This is a genomic window from Rhodococcus sp. IEGM 1306 (assembly GCF_036541985.1).
GTDB lineage: Bacteria > Actinomycetota > Actinomycetes > Mycobacteriales > Mycobacteriaceae > Rhodococcus_F > Rhodococcus_F qingshengii.
The window spans coordinates 228,231-253,179 of record NZ_JAZHFF010000005.1 but is presented as its reverse complement, the minus strand read 5'-3'; the positions used below and the strand labels follow the sequence as shown (position 1 = coordinate 253,179).

The window sequence follows — 24,949 nt, the reverse complement described above, 5'->3', positions numbered from 1 at the left end:
CCTGTGGACATGCCTACAACGAATTCCAGTGGTCTCAGAGCCTTCGATGCGCTCGGAGACCACCAGGCAGTCGCGGCGCTGCTCGAGTGTTGCCATTCCGCCGTGTGGGCACAGGAAATCGCCTCGTCTCGCCCGTTCGCCGATCTGGAGGCACTGCTCGACAAAGCAGATGCGGTGCTGGCCGAGCTTCCCGAGTCCGAGATCGACGACGCACTGTCCGGCCACCCGCGAATCGGAGAGCGAACAGAGAGCGCAGCCTCGGCCAGGGAACAGTCGGGAGTCTCTTCCGCGACAGAAGACGTACTCGAGGAACTTCGACAGAAGAACGCCGAGTACGAGGACACATTCGGCCATGTTTACCTGGTCTGCGCGTCGGGGAAATCTGGGACGGAGCTCCTCGACATCCTTCGAGGCCGTCTCCGAAACGACCCGGCGACCGAGCGTTCCGTGCTTCGAACCGAACTGGCCGCCATCAATCGGATCAGACTCGCCCGTCTGATCGATTCACTCGCCGGAGGCGCAGCATGAGCAAGACCCTCAGCACGCACGTTCTCGACGCTACGACGGGCAACCCCGCGGCGGGGATTCGCGTCGAACTTCGTGATCGAGACGGCGCCACCCTCACCACTGCGGAGACCGACTCCGACGGCCGTATCCCCGAACTTGCTCCCGGCGGTCTGACTGCCGGCCACTACACCCTGACTTTCGACACCGGAACGTATTTCGAGACCACCGGACAAGAGAACTTCTACCCGGAAGTGACAGTGACCTTCCGGGTGGACGACACGGCACGGGGCTATCACGTCCCACTGTTGCTGTCGCCCTTTGCTTATTCCACCTATCGCGGGAGCTGAACACGTGACTACCGAAAACATCACAACCGGCAACATCACGACCGGCAATACAAGCGCCGAACGGTTGAGCGGATCGATCGAACTCTCGGGTCACCAGTACGGCAAAGCGGAAAATCGAGTAGTCCGAATCTACCGAGACACCCCCCGTCACGAGATTCACGACATCAACGTCTCCACTTGCCTGCGTGGAGATTTCGCCGATGCGTACCTCACCGGTGATCAGTCGAAGGTTCTGCCGACCGACACGCAGAAACAAACGGCCTACTCCTACGCCAAGGAAAAAGGCCTGATCTCGATCGAGACGTACGGACTCGAACTCGCCCGTCATTTCGTCGACGACATCGAACCGGTCAGTGGCGCGCGGATCGAGATCGAGGAATACGCCTGGGAGCGTGCGATTGTCGACGGCAGCGAGCACGACTACACCTGGATTCGGAAGGGTCAAGAAGTTCGGACGGCGTCGATCACCATCTCCGACGCCGGGACGGCCGATGCCGGGACGTGGGTGATCGGCGGCTTGAAGGACCTGGTGATCCTCAAATCGACTGGTAGTGAGTTCTCGGGTTTCCTCGAAGATCCGTACACGATCCTCGAGCCGACCGACGACCGCGTCATGGCGACCACGTTGGTCGCCCAGTGGCGATTCGTCACCACCGACGTCGACTGGGAATCGGTCTACGTGGGCATCAAGGCACAAATCGTCAAACAATTCGCGCAGGTACATTCACTTGCCCTGCAGCAGACGCTCTTCCACATCGGCAAGGCAATTCTCGAAGAGTTTCCGATCATTGCCGAGGTTCGACTGTCCGCACCCAACAAACATCATTTCGAATATGCACTCGGCCGCTTCGGAGTCGAGAACGACAACGAGGTGTTCCACGCCGCCGATCGTCCGTACGGCCTTATCCAAGCTGCGGTCAGCCGATCCGACGCGCCTGACGCGGGACCATCGTGGACCACCTATGCCGGCTGGTTGTCGTGACCGAATCAGCTCTCGGGACAACACTCGTCATCGCCAATGCCCATGTGGTCACGATGGACGGCGACCGCTCCGAGTACTCCGACGGCTACGTCGTGATTTCTGGCAACAAGATTGTCGACGTGGGGAGCGGAAAGGCCCCCGCGTACCCGAATGCGCATGTGATCGACGGCAGCGGTTGCCTGATCACACCCGGACTGGTGAACACACATCATCATCTCTACCAATGGATCACCCGTGGCCTGGCAGCAGACTCGACGCTCTTCGAGTGGCTGACCACGCTGTACCCCGTCTGGGCGGGTATCGACGCAGACGCCGTCCACGTGGCGGCCACCGGCGGCCTCACCTGGTTGGCAAAAACCGGATGTACGACCACCACCGACCACCACTACGTCGTCCCCCGCGACGCCGGTGATGTTTTCGAGGCCGAGATCACCGCGGCTGCGCAGGTCGGCCTTAGATTCCACCCGTGTCGTGGGTCGATGGACCTCGGTCAGAGTTCCGGCGGCCTGCCGCCGGATCACGTAGTGGAAAAACTCGACGACATCCTGACCGGCACACAGTCGGTGATCGACCGCTGGCACGACCCGAATACCGGGTCGATGTTGCAGATCGCGGTAGCTCCCTGCTCACCCTTCTCCGTGACGGAGTCATTGCTCCGAGAGTCCGCGACTCTGGCCCGTGAAAACGGCGTGCGTATGCACACGCATCTGGCCGAGACCCTGGACGAGGAGCGCTTCTGCCGAGAGCTTTTCGGTTGCACGCCGGTCGAATACATGGAACGCGTCGGCTGGGTGGGCCCAGACGTCTGGTACGCCCACGCAGTCCACCTCGACGACGCCGGTATCGAGACGATGGCGCGAACCGGTACTGCGGCGGCGCACTGCCCGACCTCCAATGCCCGCCTGGGAGCCGGTATCGCCCGTGCCGCCGATCTGGTGAACGGCGGGGTCACCGTGGGGCTCGGCGTGGACGGCGCCGCGAGCAACGAAGCATGCAGTCTGATCGAGGAGTCTCGTCATGCGCTTCTGTTTGCTCGGGCCAAGGGCGGACCGCAGACGATGACGGTGCGAAAAGCCTTGGAATTGGGAACGATCGGCGGCGCACGAGTTCTGGGCCGTGACAGCGAGATCGGATCGATCGAGGTCGGAAAACTCGCCGACCTGGCGGTGTGGAAACTCGACACCCTCGCGCATGCCGGCATCACCGATCCGGTGGCAGCGCTCGTACTCGGCTCGACTCCCCCGCTGAAGTTACTGCTTGTCAACGGGCGAATCGTAGTTGCCGACGGACGAGTCACCACCGTCGACGAGGACGTCGTGGCCTCGGATGTCGCACGCGCACACCGCGACCTACTCGGAAAGGCTTGAGGCCGCGATGGACCTGCACAGCGTCGACGAAGTTCTGGTGCCGCGGACCCGGGCCGAACTACCCTGTGCGTCACCCGGCATCGGGTTCATCGGCGGCGGCACCTGGCTGTATTCGGAACCGCAGCCGCACCTGACCACGCTCGTCGACTTGTCCGGCCTCGACTGGAGGGCAGTCGAGGTCAGCGATCACGGGATCGAAATCGCGGCCACCTGCACCATCGAGGAACTGTGCCGCGCCGAACTTCCCACATCTTGGTCCGCCGCAGCGCTGTTCCAACACTGCGCTGACGCACTGCTCGCATCGTGGAAGGTGTTGCGATACGCGACTGTCGGCGGCAACATCGCGCTCTCCTTCCCGGCCGGAGCAATGACGACTCTGTGCACCGCACTCGATGCCGAATTGACGATCTGGCGACCGGACGGTACTGAATACTCGGTCCCCGTAGTCGATTTCGTCATCGACGATTCTCGCAACGTGCTCGGCCCCGGCGAGATCATCCGCTGCGTCCGAATTCCCGTGCATGCACTCACTGCGCGTACCGCGATGCGCAAGCTGGCACAGACGTCACTCGGGCGATCTGCCGTGGCCGTGGCCGGACGCTGCGGCGCCGACGGTTTCACCCTGGCGGTCACCGCTGCGACCCGCCGTCCGTACGCACTGAAATTCGACGAACTCCCCGACACCGCTGCACTTGCGGATGCATTGCGCAGCAGGATTCCGGAAGACGCCTACTTCACCGATGTCCATGGAACTGCGCCATGGCGGAAGGCGATGACCGAGCTTCTCGCCGAAGAAATCCGAGGTGAACTGGAATGAAGTACTCGGTGGACGGAGTTCCCCGCGACGACCGACCCCGTCCAGGACAGTGCCTGCGAACCTTCCTCCGCGAGCACGGAACGAACACCGTCAAGAAGGGGTGCGATGCCGGAGACTGCGGCGCCTGCTCGGTGCTGGTCGACGGTCACCCCACCCATTCGTGCATCTTTCCCGCCCATCGCATCGGCGGCCACGACGTCGTCACCGCCGCCGGCCTCGGTACGCCGGAGAAACTTCACCCCGTTCAACAGGCATTCGTGGACGCGGGTGGATTCCAATGTGGTTTCTGCACCGCAGGAATGGTGGTCACCACATCAGCGCTGTCGGTAGAACAAAAATCCGATCTCGCGTGCTCGATGAAAGGTAACCTGTGCCGTTGCACCGGCTATCGGTCCATTCGTGACGCCCTCGCGGGTACATCCAATACCGAGACTGCCAAAATAGGCGGGGCCCAAGGGCGTTCGATCGCAGCCCCGGCGTCCGCACGCATCGTCACGGGGACCGAGCAGTACACCATGGACTTCTCCCCGGGTGAGAAGCCGATCGACCTGCTTCACGTCGCAGTACTCGGCAGTCCGCACGCACACGCACACATAACCCGGATAGAGACGGCAGCAGCCGAAGCGGCGCCAGGCGTCGCCGCGGTCCTCACCTTTCAGGACAGTCCGGACGTGCTGTTCTCGACTGCCCGACACGAGGACCGCAACGACGACCCGGACGACACGCGGGTGTTCGACAGCACCCTCCGTTTCCACGGCCAACGGGTCGCCGCGGTCGTCGCCGAAACTCCGACGCAGGCAGAACGTGCACTCTCACTGATCGAAGTCGACTACGAGGTACTCGATGCGGTGTTCGAACCAGATCTGGCACGTTGCCCCGGCGCTCCGCTCCTGCACGGCGACAAAGACGAGAGCTCACGGATCGCCGAGGCACCCCGAAACGTGGTTGCCGCGCTTCACGACGGCGTCGGCGACCTGGACCGTGCGCTCGCGGATGCGACTGCAGTCGTCGAAGGTACGTGGAAAACTGCGCGAGTCCAGCACGTGGCCTTGGAAACTCACGGCGCTGTGGGGTGGCTCGACGAGGACGACCGCCTCGTCATCAGAAGCAGCACACAGGTGCCGTTTCTGGTTCGGGACGAATTGGCGCACATCTTCGATCTCGATCGCAGCCGAATCAGGGTGTTCGCCAAGCGGGTAGGTGGAGGCTTCGGCGGAAAGCAGGAACTACTCACCGAAGATCTGGTCGCACTGGCCGTCCTGCGAACCGGTAGGCCCGTTGCTTACGAGTTCAGCCGAAGCGATCAGTTCACCATCGCACCGTCGCGGCACCCGATGCGGGTATCGGTCCGTGCCGGCGCCGATGCCGACGGCACTCTCACTGCGCTGGCCATCGACGTCCTTTCCGACGCGGGGGCGTACGGGAACCATTCGATCGGAGTCATGTTCCACGGTTGCGCCGAATCCATGGCGGTCTATCGCGCTGCGACCAAACGCGTCGACGCCGAGGCTGTCTACACGAACAACGTTCCGTCCGGCGCCTTCCGTGGCTACGGTCTCGGTCAGATCATCTTCGCGGTCGAGTCGGCCATGGATCAGCTCGCGGATCGTCTCGGCATGGACCCCTTCGAGTTTCGGCGCCGCAACGTCGTCGTACCCGGAGACGATTTTGTCGACTGGCACGTCGAGGACGGTGATCTCGAATTCGGCAGCTACGGACTGGACCAGTGCATCGACCTCGTCGACAGTGCACTGTCGAGCGGACGCGGCGAGGCTGCACCGGCAGGGTCGCGTTGGCAGATCGGTCGAGGCATGGCAATTGCCATGATCGCGACGATCCCGCCGCGTGGTCACTTCTCCGACACCACCGTCGCACTCGAGGCCGACGGTCGGTACGTCGTGACTATCGGTACTGCGGAATTCGGAAACGGAACCACCACGATTCACCAACAGATCGCGGCCACCGAATTGCGGACGACAGTCGATCGCATCTCTATTGTTCAATCCGACACCGATGCCGGCGGATACGACACCGGAGCATTCGGGTCGACAGGAACGGTGGTCGCCGGAAAGGCGCTCCTGATCGCCTGCGAGCGCCTTCGCGAGCGGATACTGACCCGTGCGGCGCGATTGAGTGGCCGCGCCGCGCAGATCGACGATCTTTCGCCGGACGGGGTCGAAACGTCCCACGGTTGCCTCGATTTCGCGACGCTACTCGCAGGTGGCCCGCTCGCCGCTGACGGTCGCCACGACGGAACACCGCGCTCGGTCTCGTTCAACGTTCACGGTTTTCGCGTTGCCGTCGACACGGGTACCGGCCGGGTGAAGATCCTGCAGTCGGTTCAGGCCGCCGATGCCGGCACCGTCATGAACCCGGCACAACTCCGCGGGCAGGTGGAAGGCGGTGTGGGACAAGCGCTCGGTGCTGCGCTGTCGGAGGAGATAGTCATCGAGGAAGGTAGGGTGATCAATCCGCAACTGCGCAATTACCACGTTCCCCAGATCGGGGATCTGCCGATCACCGAGGTACTGTTTGCCGACACGTACGACAAGCTCGGCCCTTTCGGCGCGAAATCGATGAGCGAGGCACCCTTCAATCCGGTGGCACCGGCGTTGGCAAACGCAATCGCGAATGCTTGTGGAGTTCGGATGTACTCCACGCCGATGACACCGGACCGGGTGTGGGGCGAACTCCAGGCGGGGACCTAGGCTTCGCGTTCGAGTACGCGCTCGACGGCGTCGACCGCGTCGTCCAGTTCACTGGTCGTCACCGTCAGTGCGGGCCGGAACCGAATTCCTTGCTTACCCGTCGGCAGAATCATCACATGCTCGTCTTCCCGCAGTCGCTGGACGACGCGATCACGAAGGTCACTGTCCGCCAGCGTGATCGCGCACATCAAGCCACGACCCCGAGGCTCGGTCGCCGTCGCGTAACGCCCGCACACTTCGGTCAACCGGGTAAGGAGATGCGCGCCCGTGAATCGGGCGCGGTCGATCAGTCGGTCCTGTTCGACGACTTCGAGTATCCGCCGGGCGCGCACCATGTCGGTGAGGTTGCCGCCCCACGTCGAATTGATCCGGGAACTGACGTGAAACACATTGTCGTGCACTTCATCCACGCGGCCACCGGCCATGATGCCGCACACCTGCGTTTTCTTGCCGAAGGCCACCACATCCGGGTGCAATCCCAATTGCTGGTAGGCCCAAGCGGTTCCGGTGATCCCGCATCCCGTCTGCACCTCGTCGAGGATGAAGAGGGCGTCATTCTCACGACACAGCTCTTGCATCGCCTGCAGGAATTCCGGCCTGAGGTGATGGTCACCGCCTTCGCCTTGGATCGGTTCGGCGATGAAACAGGCTATATCGTCGGGGTTGTCGGCAAACGCTCGGCGCGCTTGATCGAGAGTTCGCCTCTCCGCTGCTTCGACATCGCGGCCGTCTGCCAGGTACGGCGAGTCGATGCGGGGCCAGTCGAACTTGGGGAATCTCGCGACCTTGCCCGGTTCGGTGTTGGTGAGCGACATCGTATATCCGCTACGACCGTGGAAGGCCTCGGTCAAATGCAGGACCCTCGTCCCCAGATCGCGTGACAATCCACGGCTTTCGTTCAACCGACTCTTCCAGTCGAAAGCAACCTTGAGCGCATTTTCCACCGCAAGTGCCCCGCCGTCCACGAAGAACAAGTGTGGAAGCGCCGAATCCCCCAGGACACGAGCGAAAGCCGCAACGAACCGCGCCATGGGTTCGGTGTAAATGTCGGAGTTACTCGGCTTGTTGGAGGCGACAACAGCCAACTCCTGCTGAAATTCCTCGTCGCCGGTGATCGCCGGGTGATTCATCCCGAGGGCAGAGGAACCGAAGAAGCCGAACATGTCCAGATACTCGGTTCCGTCTCGCAGGTCGCGAAGATAGGAACCTCGTGACCTTTCGACGTCGAGAATCAGATCGAATCCGTCGACGAGCATGCTGGCTTTCAACACCTCGTAGACCGGAAAGAGCGCACTGTCACCGAAGTCTCGCATCGCAGTACTCATACGCGAAGGTTATGTCAATTTTACGAGAGTGTCGATAGAACACCGTAAAAGTTATTGAACAAGCGTCATTCGTCGTAAAAAGTTTGTAGGATGATGGTGCTTCGTGTGTTGACGTTGGCTGCCGTACGGATCTCCTGCAGCAATCGCTCCAACGCCCGAGGTGACGCCACCCGGACCAGGAGGACGTAACTTTCACTCCCGGCCACCGAGTGGCACGAAACGACCGCCGGCAGGTGACGCAAACGAGCAGGAGCATCGTCGGGCTGCGAAGGATCGAGAGGAGTGATGGCGACAAATGCGGACAGATTGTGACCGAGTGCCTCAGGATCGATCTTCGCCGAGTAGCCACGGATCACCTTGCGAGACTCCAATCGACGCACTCTCGACTGGACTGCGGAGATCGAGAGTCCAGCCTTCTCAGCAAGACTCGCGAGAGTGGCACGGCCGTCCAAGACCAATTCACGCATCAAAAGTCGATCGGTTTCGTCGACCGGAACACCGGCAACGTCACTGGTTTCTGTTTCTCGCACCTGCGCAGGCTAACGCAATCGGACATTCGTATGGTTGAAACCTGGGAGCTACGTGCACGGTTCGCTGCGGCCCTCGCCAAGATGTACGGCGACGAGGTCCCCGCTTACAACACCTTGGTAGATGTAACGCTGCAGGTGAACCGTGATTATGCTGCCGAACATCCGGATTCTGCGGAGCGCCTGGGCAGCCTGGCGAGAGTCAGCGCCGAGCGTCACGGCGCCATCCGACTGGGGACTCTCGACGAACTACGTGACGTGACCACCGTCTTCGGCGGATTCGGTATGTTTCCGGTCGGCTACTACGACCTCCGGCTCACCGACCCCCCCATTCCCGTTGTCTCGACGGCTTTTCGCCCCACCGAGCCTGCCGAACTCGCCCGGAACCCGTTCCGTGTTTTCACCTCGGTACTGACCGGCTCCGATTCCAGGTTTTTCGACACCGACCTCGAGCGTCGGATCACCGGGTTCCTGCGTCGCCGAACCCTGTTCTCTCCCTCACTTCTGCAGTGGGCACGGCAAGCAAACCGCGAGTGCGGCCTCCCGGAGCCCGAGGCGACACAATTCGTCGAAGCGGCAACCTCGGCGTTTCGGCTCGGCACCGAACCCATCGACGCCGGTTGGTATCGCGAACTTGCCGCGATCTCACCTGTCGCCGCAGACATCGCCGGCCAGGGCTCGACACATGTCAACCACCTCACCCCACGGGTACTCGACATCGACGAGTTGTACCGTCGAATGACCGAGCGCGGCATCGCCATGATCGACCGCATCCAAGGCCCGCCGAGATGGAATGGGCCGCCACTGCTTCTGCGGCAGACATCGTTTCGCGCACTGGCCGAAGACAGACGTTTTCGCCGGCCGGACGGATCGGTCACCACAGAACCTGTCCGCGTCAGATTCGGCGAGGTCGAGGCACGCGGAATCGCGTTGACCCGCAGCGGGAGGGCGATCTACGACCGACTGATCGCCAGGCCCGAGGACGCCGACTGGGGCAGCGAGTTTCCGCACACCGAGGACGGACTCGACGACGCGGGTTGGCATACTTCACGTACCGAAGCGAAGGAACTGTCGTCGTCCGCGACCCGATCGTCTACGAGGACTTTCTACCGGCATCCGCGGCCGGGATCTTCGCGTCCAATCTCGATTCCGTGACCGGATTCGTTTCCGATGCGCCCGGCGCCGAATACGGGCAGGATCGACTGGAGGGCGCCATCGACCGCACCATCGAAGATCCGTTCGAGCTGTACCGCGCACAACAAGAGGCATCACGTGCCGTGCTTTCTCCCGCCTACAACCACTCCCGACTACAACCACAGAGGACTCCCAGTGAACCTGCCTGATTCTTCGAGCCTCGCCGACCGCGCCGAGAACGCCCTCGCTGCCTGCGGTGTCGAGTGGCCCGCCGGCGATCTGAGCGCACATAGTCCGATCACCGGTACACAACTGCGTACGGTCCGGCAACACTCCGGCCGAGAAGTCGACGACGCCGTCGAAGCGGCTCATCGAGCGTTCCTCACCTGGCGCACCGTCCCCGCTCCGGCGCGCGGGGCGGTCGTGCGGCGGCTGGGAAGCCTACTGACCGAGCACAAGGAGGATCTCGCGGAGATCGTGACGCTGGAGGCAGGCAAGGTCACCTCGGAAGCTCTCGGCGAGGTACAGGAGATGATCGACATCTGCGAGTTCGCGGTCGGTCTCTCCCGGCAGCTCTATGGACGCACCATGCCGTCCGAGCGTCCTGGCCACCGGTTGACGGAAACGTGGCACCCGCTCGGCGTCGTCGGGGTCATCTCCGCGTTCAACTTTCCCGTCGCGGTGTGGTCGTGGAATACCGCCATCGCTCTCGTGTGCGGTGACGCCGTCGTGTGGAAGCCTTCGGAAACCACGCCACTGACTGCACTGGCATGTGACGCCCTCCTCCGACGCGCACTCGCCGACTGTGATGCGCCGATAGACGTCCACCAGTTGATCATCGGCGGACGCGACGTCGGTGAGGCCTTGGTGGACAACCCACTTGTGGCCTTGGTCAGCGCTACCGGTTCCGTGAGAATGGGCCGCGCCGTGGCTCCACGAGTTGCCGAGCGTTTCGGACGAAGTCTCCTGGAGCTGGGTGGAAACAACGCCGCCGTCGTCACGCCGTCGGCAGATCTCGAGCTTGCCGTGCGCGGAATTGTCTTCTCCGCCGCCGGAACTGCCGGGCAGCGCTGCACCTCACTGCGCCGGCTCATCGTTCACGAGTCGATCGCCGACAACGTCGTCGACCGCGTTGCGTCCGCATACGCGCAACTCCAGGTCGGCAGTCCCTTCGACTCCGGTGTTCTGGTCGGGCCGCTGATCAACGAAGCCGCGTTCGAGGCGATGCAGAAATCGCTCTCGGCCGCGCGCGCGGACGGCGGGACCGTAGTGTGCGGCGGCGACCGCGTCGGCGAATCCGGGTTCTACGTGACACCTGCACTCGTTCGTATGCCCGCACAGACCGAGGTGGTACGGGCGGAGACTTTTGCACCCATCCTCTACGTCGTGACCTACACCGATTTCGACGACGCCATTGCGCTGCACAACGATGTGCCTCAAGGTCTTTCGTCCTCGATCTTCACGCTCGATCAGCGTGAGGCCGAGCGTTTTCTCGCCGCCGACGGTTCCGATTGCGGCATCGCGAACGTGAACATCGGAACGTCCGGTGCAGAGATCGGCGGCGCTTTCGGCGGGGAGAAGGAGACGGGCGGCGGACGCGAATCGGGTTCGGATTCGTGGAAGGCATACATGCGCCGAGCCACCAATACCGTCAACTACTCGGACCAGCTTCCACTGGCTCAAGGGGTCGAGTTCGGCTGAACACCTGCTGGGCGAAATCGGTGATCGCGTCGATCAGCTCCGGAAGCGCCGACAACTGAGGTGCATGATCGGTGCCCAGGCTGACCATCTGGGCACCGGGGACAAGTCTCTGCATGGCACGTTGAGCCTCGATCGGCACAGTTCGATCCAGGGTGCATTCGACATAGAGCCTCGGCACGGTTCCGAATCGCTCTTCGGTCCAGTCCGCTGCCATCAGGCGGGCGGACTCCAATTGTGGGACAAGCATGCGCGCTGCGCCTATCGCATCGGCGACCGGCGCTTCGTGGAAGAACACGGCGGCAGCGGCTTCCGGCGGAACTGCCGTTGCTTCGCCTTCGCCGACAGGGACCAACCAACGCGAGATCCCGACCGGACTTTCCAAACCGGCTTCAGCACACAGCATCCCGAAATCCATCTGCGACGGCAGCATCATTCCCGCGACATATACAAGACCCGTTACCTGCGAAGGTATCCACTCGGCCACCTGCGAGGCCACGATCCCGCCGCCTGAGTGCCCGACCAGGATGGCCGGCCCGTCCAATGACTCCATCACTGACACAACATGTTCGGCGACAGCGGCAAGATCGATCACGTCGTCGGGGTTCCAACTCCCGGAGCCGGGAAGCTCCACCACGACGGGATCGAAGCCGGCCGACTTCAGAGGGCCACGCACCCGATCCCAGACCCAACCACCTGCCCAGGCGCCGTGAATCAGGACGATGTTCCGAGGGCTCACTGCTTCACCTCGAACTCGGCCGCCGAGAGCACCCGTGCCGCCTCACGAACTGCGGCGGTATTGGACTTCCCCTGCCTCGACCCGGCCAGCTTGGCTTTGATGTGATCGCGAACAGTGATGGGTTCGTATTCCAGGCCGGAGTCGTCGCGAAAGCTCGGTAGTGTCGCGATCACCGCATCGACGTTTCCGTCGTGAAAGAACGCGGCCGATCGTCGACGTTTGACGGTGCCGTTCACCACCGGAGGCGCAACTCGGTGCAACGTGGACATCCACTTGTCGTTGGTCAGGCGCGCGGTGAGATCCCCAAGGTTGACCAACAGCGCATCGTCTTCCGGCCAGACGTCGTGCCAGCGTCGGTCGATCCCGAGCACTTGCAAACCTTCGACCTGATCCGCCCACAACACGGTGACCAGCCCGAAATCGGTATGTTCCCCCATCCCCTTCAACTCACCGTCCAACGTCACCGCCCCTTCGGGCAATGCGTAATTGTTCATCCGCAATACGTCGATGGAATGGTCCGTGATCGACTCGAAGAATCCCGGGGTCAGGCCCAGTGCGTCGTCGAAAACGGTGGTGAGTGTCCGCGCCACCCGCTCGCCATGGGCGTAGTAGTTCTCCACTCGCTCCGCGAATCCACGCACTGCCGGCCACAGGTTGATTCCGTAATCCTCCTCCGACAGTTCGAGTTCGGTGAACGATCGGGCTTCGGTTCCTATGTTGAACGCCTCGAAAAAGTCGTTCATCCGGGTCGCGGATTCGACGCCGAGACTCAAGCTCAGCGACTCACTCTTGGGCGGACTGTACCCACGATTCGCGCCCGCGATTCGGTAGCCCGATTTGGTCTCCAGCGGCAGTCCGAAGAAGTCGTCCATGGCGTCGGCGAGGCCGGAAGAAATGTCGACTGGAACGCCGTGACCCCGAATCTGCATGAAACCGACAGTCCGACAAGCATGGTCGACGTCGGCAGCCACTCGCGCCTTGTCCTGGTCGGCACCACCGAGTACGTAAGGCGAGATGTCGATGACGGGCACTTCGAAGAGATCGGATCCTGACAGAGAATCAGACTGTGACGATGGCACTGGCGTCTCCTGCAGAGCTGGTAGCGGGTTCAGTTTTTGCAGTGGGGTGAAGGCTCTCGCGCGATCGTCTCGCGAGTTCACCGAGTCGGCTGTGATTGAACAGCAGGTTGAGCGAAAAGGCCGAGCCCGCAGCCAAAGTGATGCCACTACCGAGGAGGATCTGTGCCGAGGAGGGGAACCGCTCGAACATCCCCTCCGCAAATTCCGGCAAGATACCGATCCCCACGGATACAGCAGCGATCGTCGTGTTGATCGGGTCACTGAGATCGACCTTGCGCAGCGTGTTGATTCCGACCACGGCGACAGTCGAGAACAAGATGATGCCAACACCGCCGACCACCGGATCAGGTAGGGCGGCAACCACTTCACCCATTCGCGGGATGAGGCCGAGGACGATCAGAATGGCACCGCTGGTAGCGGTCACGTACCGGCTGTACACCCGGGTAGTGGCCACAGCGCCGACATTCTGGGAGAAAACAGTGTCGACAAAGGCATTGAAGATTCCGCCCAGAACTCCCGACATACCGTCGGCCACCAGGCCTCGTGCCAGATCTGCTTTCTTCAAAGGCTTTCCGGTGATCTCGCTGACGGCCAGCATGCTCGCCGTCGATTCGGCGAAAACCACTGCCATGACGATACTCATCGCCACCACCGCGGTGACGGGAAACTCCGGAGCTCCGAAATGGAACGGCATCGGGAAACCCACCCAGGCCGAACCACCGACGCCACTCAGATCGATCAGGCCCATCGGTATGGCGATCACGGTACCGATCACCAATGCCATCAGCACTCCGAGTTGTGTCCACATCCCGCGGCCGAGGCAGATGAACGCCACCGCGACTACGACGACAGCCGCAGCCAGCGCCAGGTTCTTCGGGTCGGCGAACGACGGGGAGGTGGGGTCGTTTCCGACGATCAAGCCTCCTGCGACCCCGATCAACGAGATGCCGATAACCGTGAGGACGACGCCGGTGACCAGGGGCGGGAAGTATCGGACGATCTTGGCGAACGGTACGGCCAAAGCTATGCCGACTACACCACCGACCAGCATGGACCCGTACACCGCCTGCAGGCCGTACTCCTTGGCGATCAGAATCATCGGCGTCAGTCCGGCGAAGGTCGCCCCGCACACGATCGGCAGCCGAACACCGGCGACCTTCCCGACGCCCAAGCTCTGAATGATCGTGATGATGCCTGCAACGAGCAAGTCCGCGCTGATCAGCATCGCGACTGTGCTGCGATCCAGCCCTACGGCGGCACCGAAAACCAGCGGAACCGTGATGCAGCCGGTGTACATGATGAGGACGTGCTGAAGAGCAAAAGCAGACTGGCGGGCAATGGGGAGCCGCTGGTCGACTGGATGGATGGCCATGCGCCGATCTCCGTCCGAAGCTGGAAGTGTTTCGTGTACGGGACTATTCAGCACGTCGATAATTTCTTACCGTGGTCGAATTTGTTTCGTCTGTGTAATCAAAACTTTCACCAGAGCACTGCTATCTTCGGCACATGGACGACGACCAGAAGGCGATAGCGACCGCAATCGGGGCTGCCGTGCGGACGGCGCGCAAAGAAGCCGGACTGACGTTGCGTGAGGTCGCCGTGAAGTCGGGACTGTCGCAGCCCTTCCTGAGCCAGACCGAGAACGGCCACGCAGTACCCAGTGTCATGAACCTTCATCGCCTCGCGCAATCGATCGGCACCACCGCTCATGCGCTGTTGGCACAAGGTGAACGAACTCCGTCCAGCCTCGTCCGCGCCGGGGAAGGGCGAACGTTCGAACTGGCACACGATTCGGTGATCCGCTTCTGCTCCACCGGTTCACGCACCATGGAACCCAACGAGATCACGGCAGCCCCTCACTCCGAGGCAGGCGAACACACCGAGCATGCCGGCGAAGAGTTCATTCACGTACTCGAAGGATCTGTCGAAGTCGAGGTGGGACTGGACGAGCATCACATCCTTCACGTCGGTGACACCCTCCTCTACACCTCGACCATCCCGCATCGGTGGTTCAATCGCACCGATGCGGTGGCGAGATTCCTCATCGTGAGTTCGCCGCCCTCGTTCTAGATGCGCGGTTCCGGTTCCACACCACAGCCCCCGCTCACGGCTTACCCTGACAGCGTGACCAAGTGGCCGGAGCTTGCGCGTGAGATCGCCGATACCGTTCTGTTTCCCGTCGCCGACAGCGTCGACGCCGACGGAGAAATCCCCAGCAGCCATTTCGACGCGCTCGCCGCCGACGGCTTCTACGGCATCGCCGCCCTCGGTGAGAGCGGACCCAGCAGCGACGAACTGGTCGACGTCCTCGAAACCTTGTGCGGCGGTTGCCTGGCAACGACCTTCACCTGGATGCAGCATCACGGCGTCGTCGGAGCCTTGGCTTCGAGTTCCAATATGTCTCTGCGCGAACAATACTGGGACGGGCTCGTTTCCGGCACGATTCGCGGTGGCGTTGCGTATGCCGGCGCCATCCCCCGGCCGCCGCTCCTGTGGGCGAAGCGGGTGAACGACGGCTACGTCCTCGACGGCATCGCACCCTTCGTCACCGGCTGGGGAATCGTCGATGTACTCCTGGTCTCGGCGCGAGACGAGTTCGACAATTCCATCGTTCACTCCGTCGTACCGGTGGGCGAGGCTCCGGGTCTGACGATCGAGGAACTTCCACTGATCGCAGCACGCGGGAGCAACACCGTCCGAATCGTGTTCGACGCTTTCGACATTCCCGACACCGATGTCTGTGCCGTCGTCAGCGACGAACAGTTCCAGAGCACCCAACTCCCCGGATTGTGGCTCAACGGCGCGATGGCCATGGGCATCACCCGCCGCGCAGTGACCGAACTCGCGGATCTGGGAGTCGACGCCGACGCGTTCGAGGAACAAGCCGCCCGGGCGCGCGCCGATCTCGATGCAGCACTGCGCAACGGAGGCGACATGTCGGCTGCACGCGCCCGCGCATCGGAACTTGCTGTGCGTGCGTCGGCCGCGCTCGTCACTGCGACCGGAAGCCGCGCCCTGGTCGGCAGCAACACCGCCGAGCGGCTCATGCGTGAAGCCACCTTCACTCTGGTCGCGGCTGGTCGGCCGGAGATCAAAACAGCTCTCGTGGAACGACTCAGCGGATACTGAGTCTGCACGGTTGTACTCGATTGCACGGTTGCACTCGATTACGCTGGGGCTCATGACCAGTGGAGCACCAGTACTCATCCCGGCCGGAACCGTGTTCACGCCGGAGGACCTGACGTTCTATGCCGATCGCGACTCCCGCAGTCTCGACGACGCCATCGCCGAAGCCGACCTTCTCGTCAGTTGCCCACACTCGGGTTCCGCGATTCCAGCAGAACTCTCACGCTTTCTCGCACCCGAATTCACACAGCGACTGCAATTCGACTTCACCGACATGTCCACCAGTTCCATCGTGCGCCGTTGGGCCGAAATCGATTCGCGCATCGTGTACGTGGAGAATCCGCACCCTCGCATGATTCGCGATCCCAACCGTGCGAAGCCCGAAAACCTGGAAGCGTCACTGCGCGAAGCCTTCGCCCGCGTCCACAAGGCCGGTGCCGGCAACAGAGCGGACCTCACCGGCGTCGACGCAGTTCGCCCTGTCACATTCTCGTTCTACCCCCTGTTGCTCGAGCCGAGCGACGACGCGGGCTGGAAGGACCTCGCCGAGACCTTCACCGAGACAGCTGAACACGGTTTGGGCGTCTACGAAAGAACTCGCGACGCACTGATCGAAGCCATGGTGGAGAAGAGCTTCGAACTCGGCCGATCGTTCACGACGTTGTCGTTCCACGACACGATGAACCACACCACCCGGCGGGACGGCGCCGTCAATGTCGAACGGCCGGAAGCAGATCGGCTCCCCGACGTCGTTGCGCTCTCCAATCGTGGCGATCACGACGGCAATCGACGCGGCGACAATCCCGTGACTATGGATCCGGAGCTCATACGCACACTTGCGGTCGCACATCGCAAGGGATTTCAGGTCGACGATCCCGATGCGGTCGCTCTCAATCAGCCGTACCTCGGCAGTTTCGAAATCATCGCGGCCGGAGCCAGATTCGCCGACTCGCGCGCCCGCGCTGACGAGGCAGGGATCACGTTGAGCGCGGTTCAGGCCGAATTCAAACGAGAATTCCTACTGGGAGACGAACTGGCCGCATACATCATGGAACCCGGCGTCGACTGGCCTACACCCGACGCCGAACGGGTGGACCAGCTCGCTCACGCGTGCAAGGCGAGCTGGGACCACTACCGCAACAGCTGACGTAAGACTCAGCCTCAACTCTCAGCCGAGCACCACTCCGAACAGAGCACCGGCCGCAATCGTCGTCACGGCCAAAATGATGGTCGGCAGGAAGAACGAGTGGTCGACGAGCTTGGATCCCAGCTTCGTGCTGCCCGAGAGGTCGAAGTTCGCAGCCGCGATCTGCGAACCGTTCGTCGGCAACAGATAGACACCGGCAAACGCTCCGGCCCACATTCCGCTCACCAGGCCGGGTGCAATCCCGGCTGCGAGACCGATCGGCACAATGGTCCGCGTCGCGGTCGACTGACTGGTCGTCAGTACACAGACCAGGAAGACACCGAGCGCGAAGATCCACGGCGCGGCGTTGACCCAGTCGCCGACGGTGCTCGTGATCAGCTCGGAATGGGCGCTGATGAATGTGTCCGTCAGCCATGCCAGACCGAACAGCGCGATGGCCGAGACCATACCGGCGCGGAACACGGTCGAGGACGGCACGTCGGCGACATTCGGGCGGCACACCAGCAGGATCAACGTGCCCACGACGAACATCAGCATTTCGATGATCGGTGTCATCCCCATCGGGGTACCGTCGGCGGCTTCGGGGCGAATTCCCTTGAACAGGCCGAATATCACGATAGCCAGGACGCCGGCCAGGAAGATCAGTGCCGCGTTTCGTCCGGTCTTCGTCGAGACGAGTTCGGTCTTGGACGCTGCACCCGGTCCGGCCAATTCGCCCGACTTCAACTTCGCCTGTATCTCCGGGTCGTCGTCGAGATCCTTGCCGAGGCGGTTGACCGCGACGGAGGAAAGGACGATGCCGACAACGGCAGCGGGGAAGGTGATCTTGATGATGTCGATGAGTTCGAAATCGTAAGGCGGCACGTCGGTCAGCGTGACCATTGCGGCCATCGCCGCGGACACCGGGCTACACGCCAGCGCCACGCCGGTCGAGACAACTGACAGCGACAGCGGCCGTGACGGCCGCACACCGTTCTTGTACGAGACGTCGTAGATGACGGGAAGCAGCGGGTAGAGGATGTTGGATGTACCGGCACCGACCGAGAACAGGAATGACACCAACGGCGCGATCAGCGTGATCTGTTTCGGGCGGGATTCGATCAACTTCGCTGCGATGGTGACCATCCAGTCGATACCACCGGCCGCCTGCATCATCGACGACGCAAGGACGACGGACAGGACGATGAGGAGAGCGTCGACAGGCGGACTGCCGACGTCCTCTCCGAAGACGAACACGAGGACGGCAACACCTGCGCCGCCCCACAGACCGAGCGCGACACCGCTCGATCTGGTCCCCATGACAATCGCCCCGAGCACTACCGCCAGCTCGAGGACAATCTTGACTGCTTCCATCAGGCACTCGCCTTCTCGATAACAAGAGAATAGCTATAACAGGGCAAATAGTATGCTCTGCACTTCGGCTGCGGGCATGAACACGCTGTCGGTGGGAAGGGGCAATATGGTGGTCGTGACCAACGTCCTCGGTAGGTTCTCGCCCGCCACACGCGAGTGGTTCGGCGGCGCTTTCAGTGCTCCGACTGCTGCGCAGCTCGGCGCCTGGGAATCCATCGCGAGTGGCTCTCACACACTTGTCGTCGCACCCACCGGCTCCGGCAAGACATTGTCGGCGTTCCTCTGGGCTCTCGATCAGCTCGCGGCCAAGGACGACAGCGAACGCACCACCAAAGTCCTCTACATCTCGCCACTCAAGGCGCTCGGGGTGGACGTCGAACGGAACCTTCGCGCTCCGCTGGTCGGTATCACCCAGACGGCGAAACGTCTGGGCCTCACTCCGCCCGAGATCACCGTCGGTGTCCGCTCCGGCGACACGTCCCAGGCCGATCGGCGCTCGTTGATCAAGCGGCCGCCGGACATCCTGATCACGACGCCGGAGTCGTTGTTCCTGATGCTCACCTCCGCCGCCCGGGAAACACTCGTCGGCGTCGATACCGTGATCGTCGACGAGGTTCACGCGGTGGCGGGCACCAAGCGCGGCTCACACCTTGCGCTCTCGCTGGAACGCCTGGACGGCTTGCTCGAGCGTCCGGCGCAACGCATCGGATTGTCGGCCACTGTCCGTCCACACGAGGAGATCGGGCGGTTCCTGGCCGGTTCGGCACCCATCCGGATCGTGGCACCGCCTGCCGCCAAGACCTTCGACCTCACCGTCCGTGTTCCCGTCGAGGACATGACCGAACTGGGGATCGCGACGCCGGCCGACGGTTCCGAATCCCCCACCCCGCAAGCCGGTTCGATCTGGCCCCACGTCGAAGAACAGATCGTCGACCTCGTTCTCGACCACCGATCGTCCATCGTGTTCGCCAACTCTCGACGCCTCGCCGAACGTTTGACAGCCAGGCTCAACGAGATTCATGCCGAACGCATCGGTCTGGCCGTCGAGAAGACACCTCGCCCGCCCGCGCAGATCGGAGCTCCCACCGAGGTCAACTACGGTGCAGAACCTCTCCTTGCGCGCGCCCACCACGGATCGGTCAGCAAAGACCAGCGCGCCCTCATCGAAGACGACCTCAAATCGGGTCGATTGCGATGCGTCGTCGCCACCAGCAGTCTCGAACTCGGAATCGACATGGGCGCCGTCGACCTGGTCATCCAGGTGGAGGCACCGCCTTCGGTTGCCAGCGGACTGCAACGTGTCGGCCGCGCCGGCCACCAGGTCGGCGAAATCTCGCGAGGGGTGGTCTTCCCGAAACACCGCACCGACCTGATTCACTGCGCGGTGACCGTCGAGCGCATGGTCGAAGGCAAGATCGAGGCGATGGCCGTTCCCGCCAACCCCCTCGACATACTTGCCCAGCAAACTGTTGCGGCCACTGCACTCGAGCCGATCGACGTGGACGACTGGTTCGAGACCGTGCGCCGAAGCGGTTCCTTTGCAACGCTTCCCCGTTCGGCCTACGAGTCGACTCTGGATCTGCTCGCCGGGCGGTACCCCTCGGACGAGTTCGCCGAATTACGTCCGCGTCTGGTCTGGGATCGCGAGTCCAACACGCTGACGGGCCGGCCGGGTTCGCAGCGTTTGGCAGTCACTTCCGGCGGTGCCATCCCCGACCGCGGGCTCTTCACGGTCTACATGGTCGGAGAGAAAGCATCACGCGTCGGCGAACTCGACGAAGAAATGGTCTACGAATCCCGGGTCGGCGACGTCTTTGCGCTCGGCGCCACCAGTTGGCGGATCGAGGAAATCACCTTCGATCGGGTCCTGGTCAGCCCCGCCTACGGTATGCCCGGTCGTCTGCCCTTCTGGCACGGCGACGGGCTCGGTCGCCCTGCCGAACTCGGACAGGCGTTGGGCCAATTCGTTCGAGAGACCGCGCTGGGTAACGAAGCCGACGTCGTCGAGCGTTGCCGCGTGGGCGGACTCGATCACAACGCCACAACCAATCTGATCCAACTCGTCGGTGAGCAGAAGACTGCCACCGGACAAGTACCGTCGGATCGCACGCTGGTGGTCGAGCGCTTCCGCGACGAACTCGGCGACTGGCGTCTGGTGCTGCATTCCCCGTACGGCCAACGTGTTCACGCGCCGTGGGCCCTCGCCATCGGGGCGCGCTTGCAGGAACGATACGGCGTCGATTCCAGTCCGACGGCCTCCGACGACGGCATCATCATCCGGCTCCCCGACACCGAGAACGAGCCTCCCGGCGCCGAACTGTTCACCTTCGACGTCGAGGACATCGAAGATCTGGTCACCCAGGAGGTGGGCGGCTCTGCGTTGTTCGCCTCCCGATTCCGCGAATGTGCCGCCCGCGCACTGCTTCTCCCCCGCCGCAATCCCGGAAAGCGTGCACCGCTGTGGCAGCAGCGTCAGCGGTCCGCGCAACTGCTGGACGTCGCCCGCAAGTTCCCGACATTCCCGATCCTGCTCGAGACCGTGCGCGAGTGCTTGCAGGACGTCTACGACCTGCCTGCACTGAAGGAATTGTTCGGCAAGATCGAACGGCGCCAGATCCGAATAGTCGAGGTGGAGACGCCCTCACCTTCACCGTTCGCGAGTGCTCTCCTGTTCAACTACGTGGGCGCGTTCATGTACGAGGGCGACAGCCCCCTGGCCGAGCGACGCGCCGCCGCTTTGTCCTTGGACTCCACGCTGTTGGCCGAACTCCTCGGCCGCGTCGAACTGCGTGAGCTACTCGACGCCGGAGTGATCGAGCAGGCCGAACGTGAGCTGCAACGGCTCGTCCCTGAGCGAAAGGCCAAGGACCTCGAGGGTGTTGCCGACCTCCTGCGCATGCTCGGCCCACTGACCACCGAAGAAGTCACCGAACGCTGTCTCGAGGATCCGGTCTCCTGGCTAGACAAGCTGGTTGCGGACAAACGCGCCCTCCATGTCTCCTATGCAGGCGAGAGCTGGTGGACGGTCGTCGAAGATGCAGCGCGGCTTCGCGATGGACTCGGCGTTCCACTGCCGATCGGCGTTCCGGCGGCGTTCATCGAGCCGGTCGATCAGCCACTCGACGACCTCCTGAGCCGATACGCACGTACCCACGGACCCTTCACTCTCGCCGACGCGGCTGCACGCTTCGGTCTCGGAGTATCCGTCGCGCGTGACGTTCTCGGTCGGCTCGCGCTCGAAAAGCGTGTTCTCGAAGGAGAATTCCGCCCGTCTGCAACCGGGAGCGAATGGTGCGACGCCGAAGTCCTACGTCGCTTGCGGCGTCGCTCGCTCGCCGCGGCCCGGCAGGAGGTCGAGCCGGTCAGCACCGCAACACTCGGACGATTTTTTCCCAGTTGGCAGCATGTCGGCGGCACGCTGCGTGGAATCGACGGTGTTGCAACGGTGGTCGATCAACTTGCCGGCGTTCCGATTCCGGCGTCCGCTCTCGAATCGTTGATCCTGCCGAGCCGAGTTGCCGACTACTCCCCCGCGATGTTGGACGAACTCACGTCGACGGGTGAAGTCCTGTGGTCCGGATCGGGAGCTATCTCGGGCAAAGACGGGTGGGTGGTGCTGCACCCCGCCGACCTGGCACCGATCACGCTCAATTCGCCCGCCGACACCGACGTCTCGGAGTTGCAGAAGCGCATCCTCGACCTACTGTCCGGCGGCGGTGCCTACTTCTTCCGCCAGTTGGTCGACGCGTTGCGAACCACGGAGTCGGCTGCGGACACGGTCGACAGTGCGGTGACGACGGCACTGTGGGAGTTGGTGTGGCTCGGACACATCGGAAACGACACCGTTGCACCGCTGCGCGCACTTCTCTCCGACACCACCCGGACAACAACAAGTCACCGATCCCCTCGACGTGTTCCGCGGGCACGTCCGTACCGCGCAATGGCGCGCGCTTCCACCCCGGCCCGCACGGGACCGGCGACCGCTTCCGGTCGGTGGTTCCAACTGCCGGCGATCGAACCGGACCCGACCATCCGGGCGCACGCCACGGCCGATCTGTTGCTCGAACGGTACGGCGTCGTCACCCGCGGATCGGTGATGAGCGAGAACGTGCCGGGCGGTTTCGCGTTGATCTACAAGGTTCTGAGCACGTTCGAGGACAACGGGCGCGCTCGACGCGGATACTTCGTCGATACCCTGGGCGGCGCTCAATTCTCGACTCCTCCCGTGGTCGACCGCTTGCGCACGTTCGGTGACTCCATCGAGGGACGCCACACCTCCTCGGCTGCAGTCACTCTCGCGGCGTGCGATCCGGCAAACCCGTACGGCGCGGCGCTGCCGTGGCCGGCGTCGGGGGGCGAGGAATCACCAGGACACCGACCCGGACGAAAAGCCGGCGCACTGGTAGTTCTGGTGGAGGGTGAGTTGGTGCTGTTCGTCGAACGCGGCGGCCGCACGATCTTGACCTTCACCGACGACGGGGGCACCTTGCGGATGGCAGCACTGTCACTTGCACACAAGGTGACCTCTCGCGCCATCGACAAGTTGGTGGTGGAGAAGGTCGACGGAGAGACCATCCACGGCAACGATTTTGCTCCCGTCCTGGTCGAAGCCGGCTTCGCGGCCACCCCTCGCGGATTCCGCTTGAGATCATGATGGTTGAGAACTTGAGTGTTGCGATCGTGAAGAGTGGGGGCGGCGACCATGCCTGAGGGCGATACCGTGTGGCGGGCCGCCAACGATCTGCGCGCTGCCCTGGCGGGGAAGGTACTCACTACCTGCGATGTCCGCGTTCCTCGCTATGCCACCGTTGATCTGTCAGGTCATCGTGTGGATTCCGTCGCCAGTCGCGGAAAGCATCTGCTGATCCGCGTGGGCGAAGCGTCCGTTCACACGCATCTGAAGATGGAAGGTCAGTGGCAGATTTATCGCCCCGGCGAGCGCTGGCGCAGACCCGCCCATCAAGCGCGCATCATCTTGGCCACCGAAGACTCTGTAGCAGTGGGCTTTTCACTGGGAATCACCGAGATCCTCGAACTCGGGCAGGAACAGGAGGCCGTCGGACACCTCGGACCGGACCTCCTCGGAACGGACTGGGACAGTTCCGTGGCCGTCGAGAATCTGCGCGCTGCAGACTCCGAACCGATCGGAATCGCGCTCCTGGATCAGCGGGTGATGGCCGGACTGGGCAACGTGTACCGAAACGAGATCTGCTTCCTACGAGGCATTCACCCGAGAACGCCGACACGTCTCGCCGGAAATCTCGACGCGATAGTCGACCTGTCGTTCCGCACCATCAACGTCAACAAGTCACGTCGCATCCGGGTCACGACCGGCGACACCCGTCCAGGTAGGCAGACCTGGGTGTACGGCAGACGCGGAAAACCGTGCCGCCGTTGCGGAACTCGCATCACCGAAGACACCCTCGGACCGGATCAGCTCACCGAGCGAAATATCTTCTTCTGCCCGGCCTGCCAGCCCTTCACGCCTGGTTAGCGTTGATCAGCAGCCTGACGCAGTGGCGAACAAATCGTTCGCGGTCCACGACGATCGTGCCGTCCAGATAACCGATGAACAGCGTGAACAACGCCCCGACCAGTCCGACGGCCACCAGTTGCTTGTCCACGGGGTCAGCGATCTCGGACAACTGGTCGTACACGAGGTCCACGAACGCCGGCATCGATTCGATACCGCGTCCGCTCAGGACGGGTTCCGAGAGCGGAGCAATCAGGAGCACTCTCCCCATCGCCGGATCGTCGACCATGAGCTTGACGAAAGCGTCGACCGCAGCGGTGGCGACGGCCTCGGATGTAGTCTCCGACTCCACTGCCGACGCAAGCGCCGACTGCGCGCGCTCGGCGACAAACGTGTGGACCGCGACAACGTACTGATCACGATCGGTGAAGCTCTCGTAGAAGTACCGCTCGGTCAAACCGGCGGCCTTGCAGACCGCACGCACGTTGACGGCCGGACCGTCGACCGCACCGAGCAGTGTCACTCCGACGTCGAACAACGTCGCCTTTCGAGTGGCCCTGCGTTCTTCGATGCTCACAACTTCCCCACTTCGCCGACACCTGATCGATTCAACTGGCTTT

Annotated in this window: 19 protein-coding genes and 1 pseudogene; 13 read left to right on the top strand and 7 right to left on the bottom strand. The window is 62.8% G+C overall.

Annotation, left to right across the window (positions count from 1 at the left end):
• Nucleotides 1-9 precede the first annotated feature (9 nt).
• From uraD to V3587_RS16605, 6 genes are all read left to right on the top strand, one after another.
• Entirely contained in the window at nt 10-528 is a 519-nt protein-coding gene (gene uraD / locus V3587_RS16630) for a 2-oxo-4-hydroxy-4-carboxy-5-ureidoimidazoline decarboxylase (protein WP_200315560.1), read from the top strand.
• Complete coding sequence (gene uraH / locus V3587_RS16625; RefSeq protein ID WP_095969052.1) at nt 525-854, top strand: hydroxyisourate hydrolase; 330 nt, start codon at nt 525-527, stop codon at nt 852-854. Before uraD ends, uraH begins: the two co-directional genes overlap by 4 nt.
• Before the next feature lie 64 nt (nt 855-918).
• Nucleotides 919-1,836, top strand: a complete 918-nt coding sequence (pucL, locus tag V3587_RS16620) for a factor-independent urate hydroxylase (RefSeq protein WP_172436498.1) — start codon at nt 919-921, stop codon at nt 1,834-1,836.
• 53 nt (nt 1,837-1,889) lie between these two features.
• Nucleotides 1,890-3,203, top strand: coding sequence for an 8-oxoguanine deaminase (locus V3587_RS16615; protein ID WP_253252796.1), 1,314 nt, complete (start codon nt 1,890-1,892; stop codon nt 3,201-3,203).
• A 7-nt stretch (nt 3,204-3,210) separates the two neighbouring features.
• Nucleotides 3,211-4,020, top strand: coding sequence for an FAD binding domain-containing protein (locus tag V3587_RS16610; protein WP_124566434.1), 810 nt, complete (start codon nt 3,211-3,213; stop codon nt 4,018-4,020).
• Nucleotides 4,017-6,728: a molybdopterin-dependent oxidoreductase gene (locus V3587_RS16605; RefSeq protein ID WP_283376988.1), complete on the top strand. Its 2,712-nt coding sequence runs from the start codon at nt 4,017-4,019 to the stop codon at nt 6,726-6,728. The genes V3587_RS16610 and V3587_RS16605 overlap by 4 nt, the downstream gene beginning before the upstream one ends.
• Here V3587_RS16605 and lat read toward each other — a convergent pair.
• Together lat and V3587_RS16595 are read right to left on the bottom strand one after the other, a co-directional pair.
• Nucleotides 6,725-8,053 (bottom strand): L-lysine 6-transaminase, encoded by a 1,329-nt coding sequence (lat, locus tag V3587_RS16600; RefSeq protein WP_283376987.1) that lies wholly within the window; start codon nt 8,051-8,053, stop codon nt 6,725-6,727. The two genes, V3587_RS16605 and lat, sit on opposite strands and share 4 nt — an antisense overlap.
• Before the next feature lie 65 nt (nt 8,054-8,118).
• Nucleotides 8,119-8,583 carry an Lrp/AsnC family transcriptional regulator gene (locus V3587_RS16595; protein WP_003940830.1) on the bottom strand — a complete coding sequence of 155 codons (465 nt, stop codon included), beginning with the start codon at nt 8,581-8,583 and terminating at the stop codon, nt 8,119-8,121.
• Nucleotides 8,584-8,613: 30 nt separating this feature from the next.
• Here V3587_RS16595 and hglS point away from each other — a divergent pair.
• Both hglS and amaB read left to right on the top strand, forming a co-directional pair.
• Nucleotides 8,614-9,923 (top strand): annotated as a pseudogene (hglS, locus tag V3587_RS16590) (2-oxoadipate dioxygenase/decarboxylase).
• Nucleotides 9,910-11,415, top strand: a complete 1,506-nt coding sequence (amaB, locus tag V3587_RS16585; RefSeq protein WP_283376986.1) for an L-piperidine-6-carboxylate dehydrogenase — start codon at nt 9,910-9,912, stop codon at nt 11,413-11,415. The pseudogene hglS and the gene amaB overlap by 14 nt, the downstream one beginning before the upstream one ends.
• Here amaB and V3587_RS16580 read toward each other — a convergent pair.
• The 3 genes from V3587_RS16580 to V3587_RS16570 are packed head-to-tail and all read right to left on the bottom strand — an operon-like array spanning nt 11,366 to nt 14,602.
• Complete coding sequence (locus tag V3587_RS16580) at nt 11,366-12,151, bottom strand: alpha/beta fold hydrolase (RefSeq protein WP_283376985.1); 786 nt, start codon at nt 12,149-12,151, stop codon at nt 11,366-11,368. The genes amaB and V3587_RS16580 overlap by 50 nt on opposite strands.
• Nucleotides 12,148-13,230, bottom strand: coding sequence for an isopenicillin N synthase family dioxygenase (locus V3587_RS16575; RefSeq protein WP_283376984.1), 1,083 nt, complete (start codon nt 13,228-13,230; stop codon nt 12,148-12,150). The genes V3587_RS16580 and V3587_RS16575 overlap by 4 nt, the downstream gene beginning before the upstream one ends.
• On the bottom strand, nt 13,211-14,602 hold the full coding sequence (locus V3587_RS16570) for a uracil-xanthine permease family protein (protein WP_283376983.1): 1,392 nt from the start codon (nt 14,600-14,602) through the stop codon (nt 13,211-13,213). The genes V3587_RS16575 and V3587_RS16570 overlap by 20 nt, the downstream gene beginning before the upstream one ends.
• A 134-nt stretch (nt 14,603-14,736) precedes the next feature.
• On the opposite strand from V3587_RS16570, the gene V3587_RS16565 reads away from it, so the two are divergent.
• The 3 genes from V3587_RS16565 to V3587_RS16555 are packed head-to-tail and all read left to right on the top strand — an operon-like array spanning nt 14,737 to nt 17,503.
• Nucleotides 14,737-15,300: a helix-turn-helix domain-containing protein gene (locus V3587_RS16565; protein WP_124566441.1), complete on the top strand. Its 564-nt coding sequence runs from the start codon at nt 14,737-14,739 to the stop codon at nt 15,298-15,300.
• A 54-nt stretch (nt 15,301-15,354) separates the two neighbouring features.
• Nucleotides 15,355-16,359 carry an acyl-CoA dehydrogenase family protein gene (locus tag V3587_RS16560; protein WP_283376982.1) on the top strand — a complete coding sequence of 335 codons (1,005 nt, stop codon included), beginning with the start codon at nt 15,355-15,357 and terminating at the stop codon, nt 16,357-16,359.
• A gap of 52 nt (nt 16,360-16,411) precedes the next feature.
• A complete protein-coding gene (locus tag V3587_RS16555; RefSeq protein ID WP_200315580.1) occupies nt 16,412-17,503 on the top strand; it encodes an N-formylglutamate amidohydrolase in 1,092 nt (363 codons plus the stop codon).
• Between the two features lie 21 nt (nt 17,504-17,524).
• Here the strand turns inward: V3587_RS16555 and V3587_RS16550 are convergent, their stop codons facing one another.
• A complete protein-coding gene (locus V3587_RS16550) occupies nt 17,525-18,856 on the bottom strand; it encodes an anaerobic C4-dicarboxylate transporter family protein (protein WP_283376981.1) in 1,332 nt (443 codons plus the stop codon).
• Between the two features lie 106 nt (nt 18,857-18,962).
• On the opposite strand from V3587_RS16550, the gene V3587_RS16545 reads away from it, so the two are divergent.
• Both V3587_RS16545 and V3587_RS16540 read left to right on the top strand, forming a co-directional pair.
• Nucleotides 18,963-23,510 carry an ATP-dependent helicase gene (locus V3587_RS16545; protein WP_283377087.1) on the top strand — a complete coding sequence of 1,516 codons (4,548 nt, stop codon included), beginning with the start codon at nt 18,963-18,965 and terminating at the stop codon, nt 23,508-23,510.
• A 48-nt stretch (nt 23,511-23,558) separates the two neighbouring features.
• Nucleotides 23,559-24,350 (top strand): Fpg/Nei family DNA glycosylase, encoded by a 792-nt coding sequence (locus V3587_RS16540; RefSeq protein ID WP_166811064.1) that lies wholly within the window; start codon nt 23,559-23,561, stop codon nt 24,348-24,350.
• Here V3587_RS16540 and V3587_RS16535 read toward each other — a convergent pair.
• A complete protein-coding gene (locus V3587_RS16535) occupies nt 24,337-24,906 on the bottom strand; it encodes a TetR/AcrR family transcriptional regulator (RefSeq protein ID WP_054781863.1) in 570 nt (189 codons plus the stop codon). The two genes, V3587_RS16540 and V3587_RS16535, sit on opposite strands and share 14 nt — an antisense overlap.
• Between the last annotated feature and the right edge of the window lie 43 nt (nt 24,907-24,949).

What these genes read in the sequence shown, in the direction of transcription:
- uraD (WP_200315560.1), top strand. Translation starts at nt 10, where the DNA reads ATGCCTACAACGAATTCCAGTGGTCTCAGAGCCTTCGATGCGCTCGGA.
- V3587_RS16570 (WP_283376983.1), bottom strand. Translation starts at nt 14,602, where the DNA reads ATGGCCATCCATCCAGTCGACCAGCGGCTCCCCATTGCCCGCCAGTCT.
- V3587_RS16550 (WP_283376981.1), bottom strand. Translation starts at nt 18,856, where the DNA reads ATGGAAGCAGTCAAGATTGTCCTCGAGCTGGCGGTAGTGCTCGGGGCG.
- V3587_RS16605 (WP_283376988.1), top strand. Translation starts at nt 4,017, where the DNA reads ATGAAGTACTCGGTGGACGGAGTTCCCCGCGACGACCGACCCCGTCCA.
- lat (WP_283376987.1), bottom strand. Translation starts at nt 8,053, where the DNA reads ATGAGTACTGCGATGCGAGACTTCGGTGACAGTGCGCTCTTTCCGGTC.
- uraH (WP_095969052.1), top strand. Translation starts at nt 525, where the DNA reads ATGAGCAAGACCCTCAGCACGCACGTTCTCGACGCTACGACGGGCAAC.
- V3587_RS16615 (WP_253252796.1), top strand. Translation starts at nt 1,890, where the DNA reads ATGGACGGCGACCGCTCCGAGTACTCCGACGGCTACGTCGTGATTTCT.
- V3587_RS16565 (WP_124566441.1), top strand. Translation starts at nt 14,737, where the DNA reads ATGGACGACGACCAGAAGGCGATAGCGACCGCAATCGGGGCTGCCGTG.
- V3587_RS16610 (WP_124566434.1), top strand. Translation starts at nt 3,211, where the DNA reads ATGGACCTGCACAGCGTCGACGAAGTTCTGGTGCCGCGGACCCGGGCC.
- V3587_RS16545 (WP_283377087.1), top strand. Translation starts at nt 18,963, where the DNA reads ATGGTGGTCGTGACCAACGTCCTCGGTAGGTTCTCGCCCGCCACACGC.
- V3587_RS16555 (WP_200315580.1), top strand. Translation starts at nt 16,412, where the DNA reads ATGACCAGTGGAGCACCAGTACTCATCCCGGCCGGAACCGTGTTCACG.
- V3587_RS16540 (WP_166811064.1), top strand. Translation starts at nt 23,559, where the DNA reads ATGCCTGAGGGCGATACCGTGTGGCGGGCCGCCAACGATCTGCGCGCT.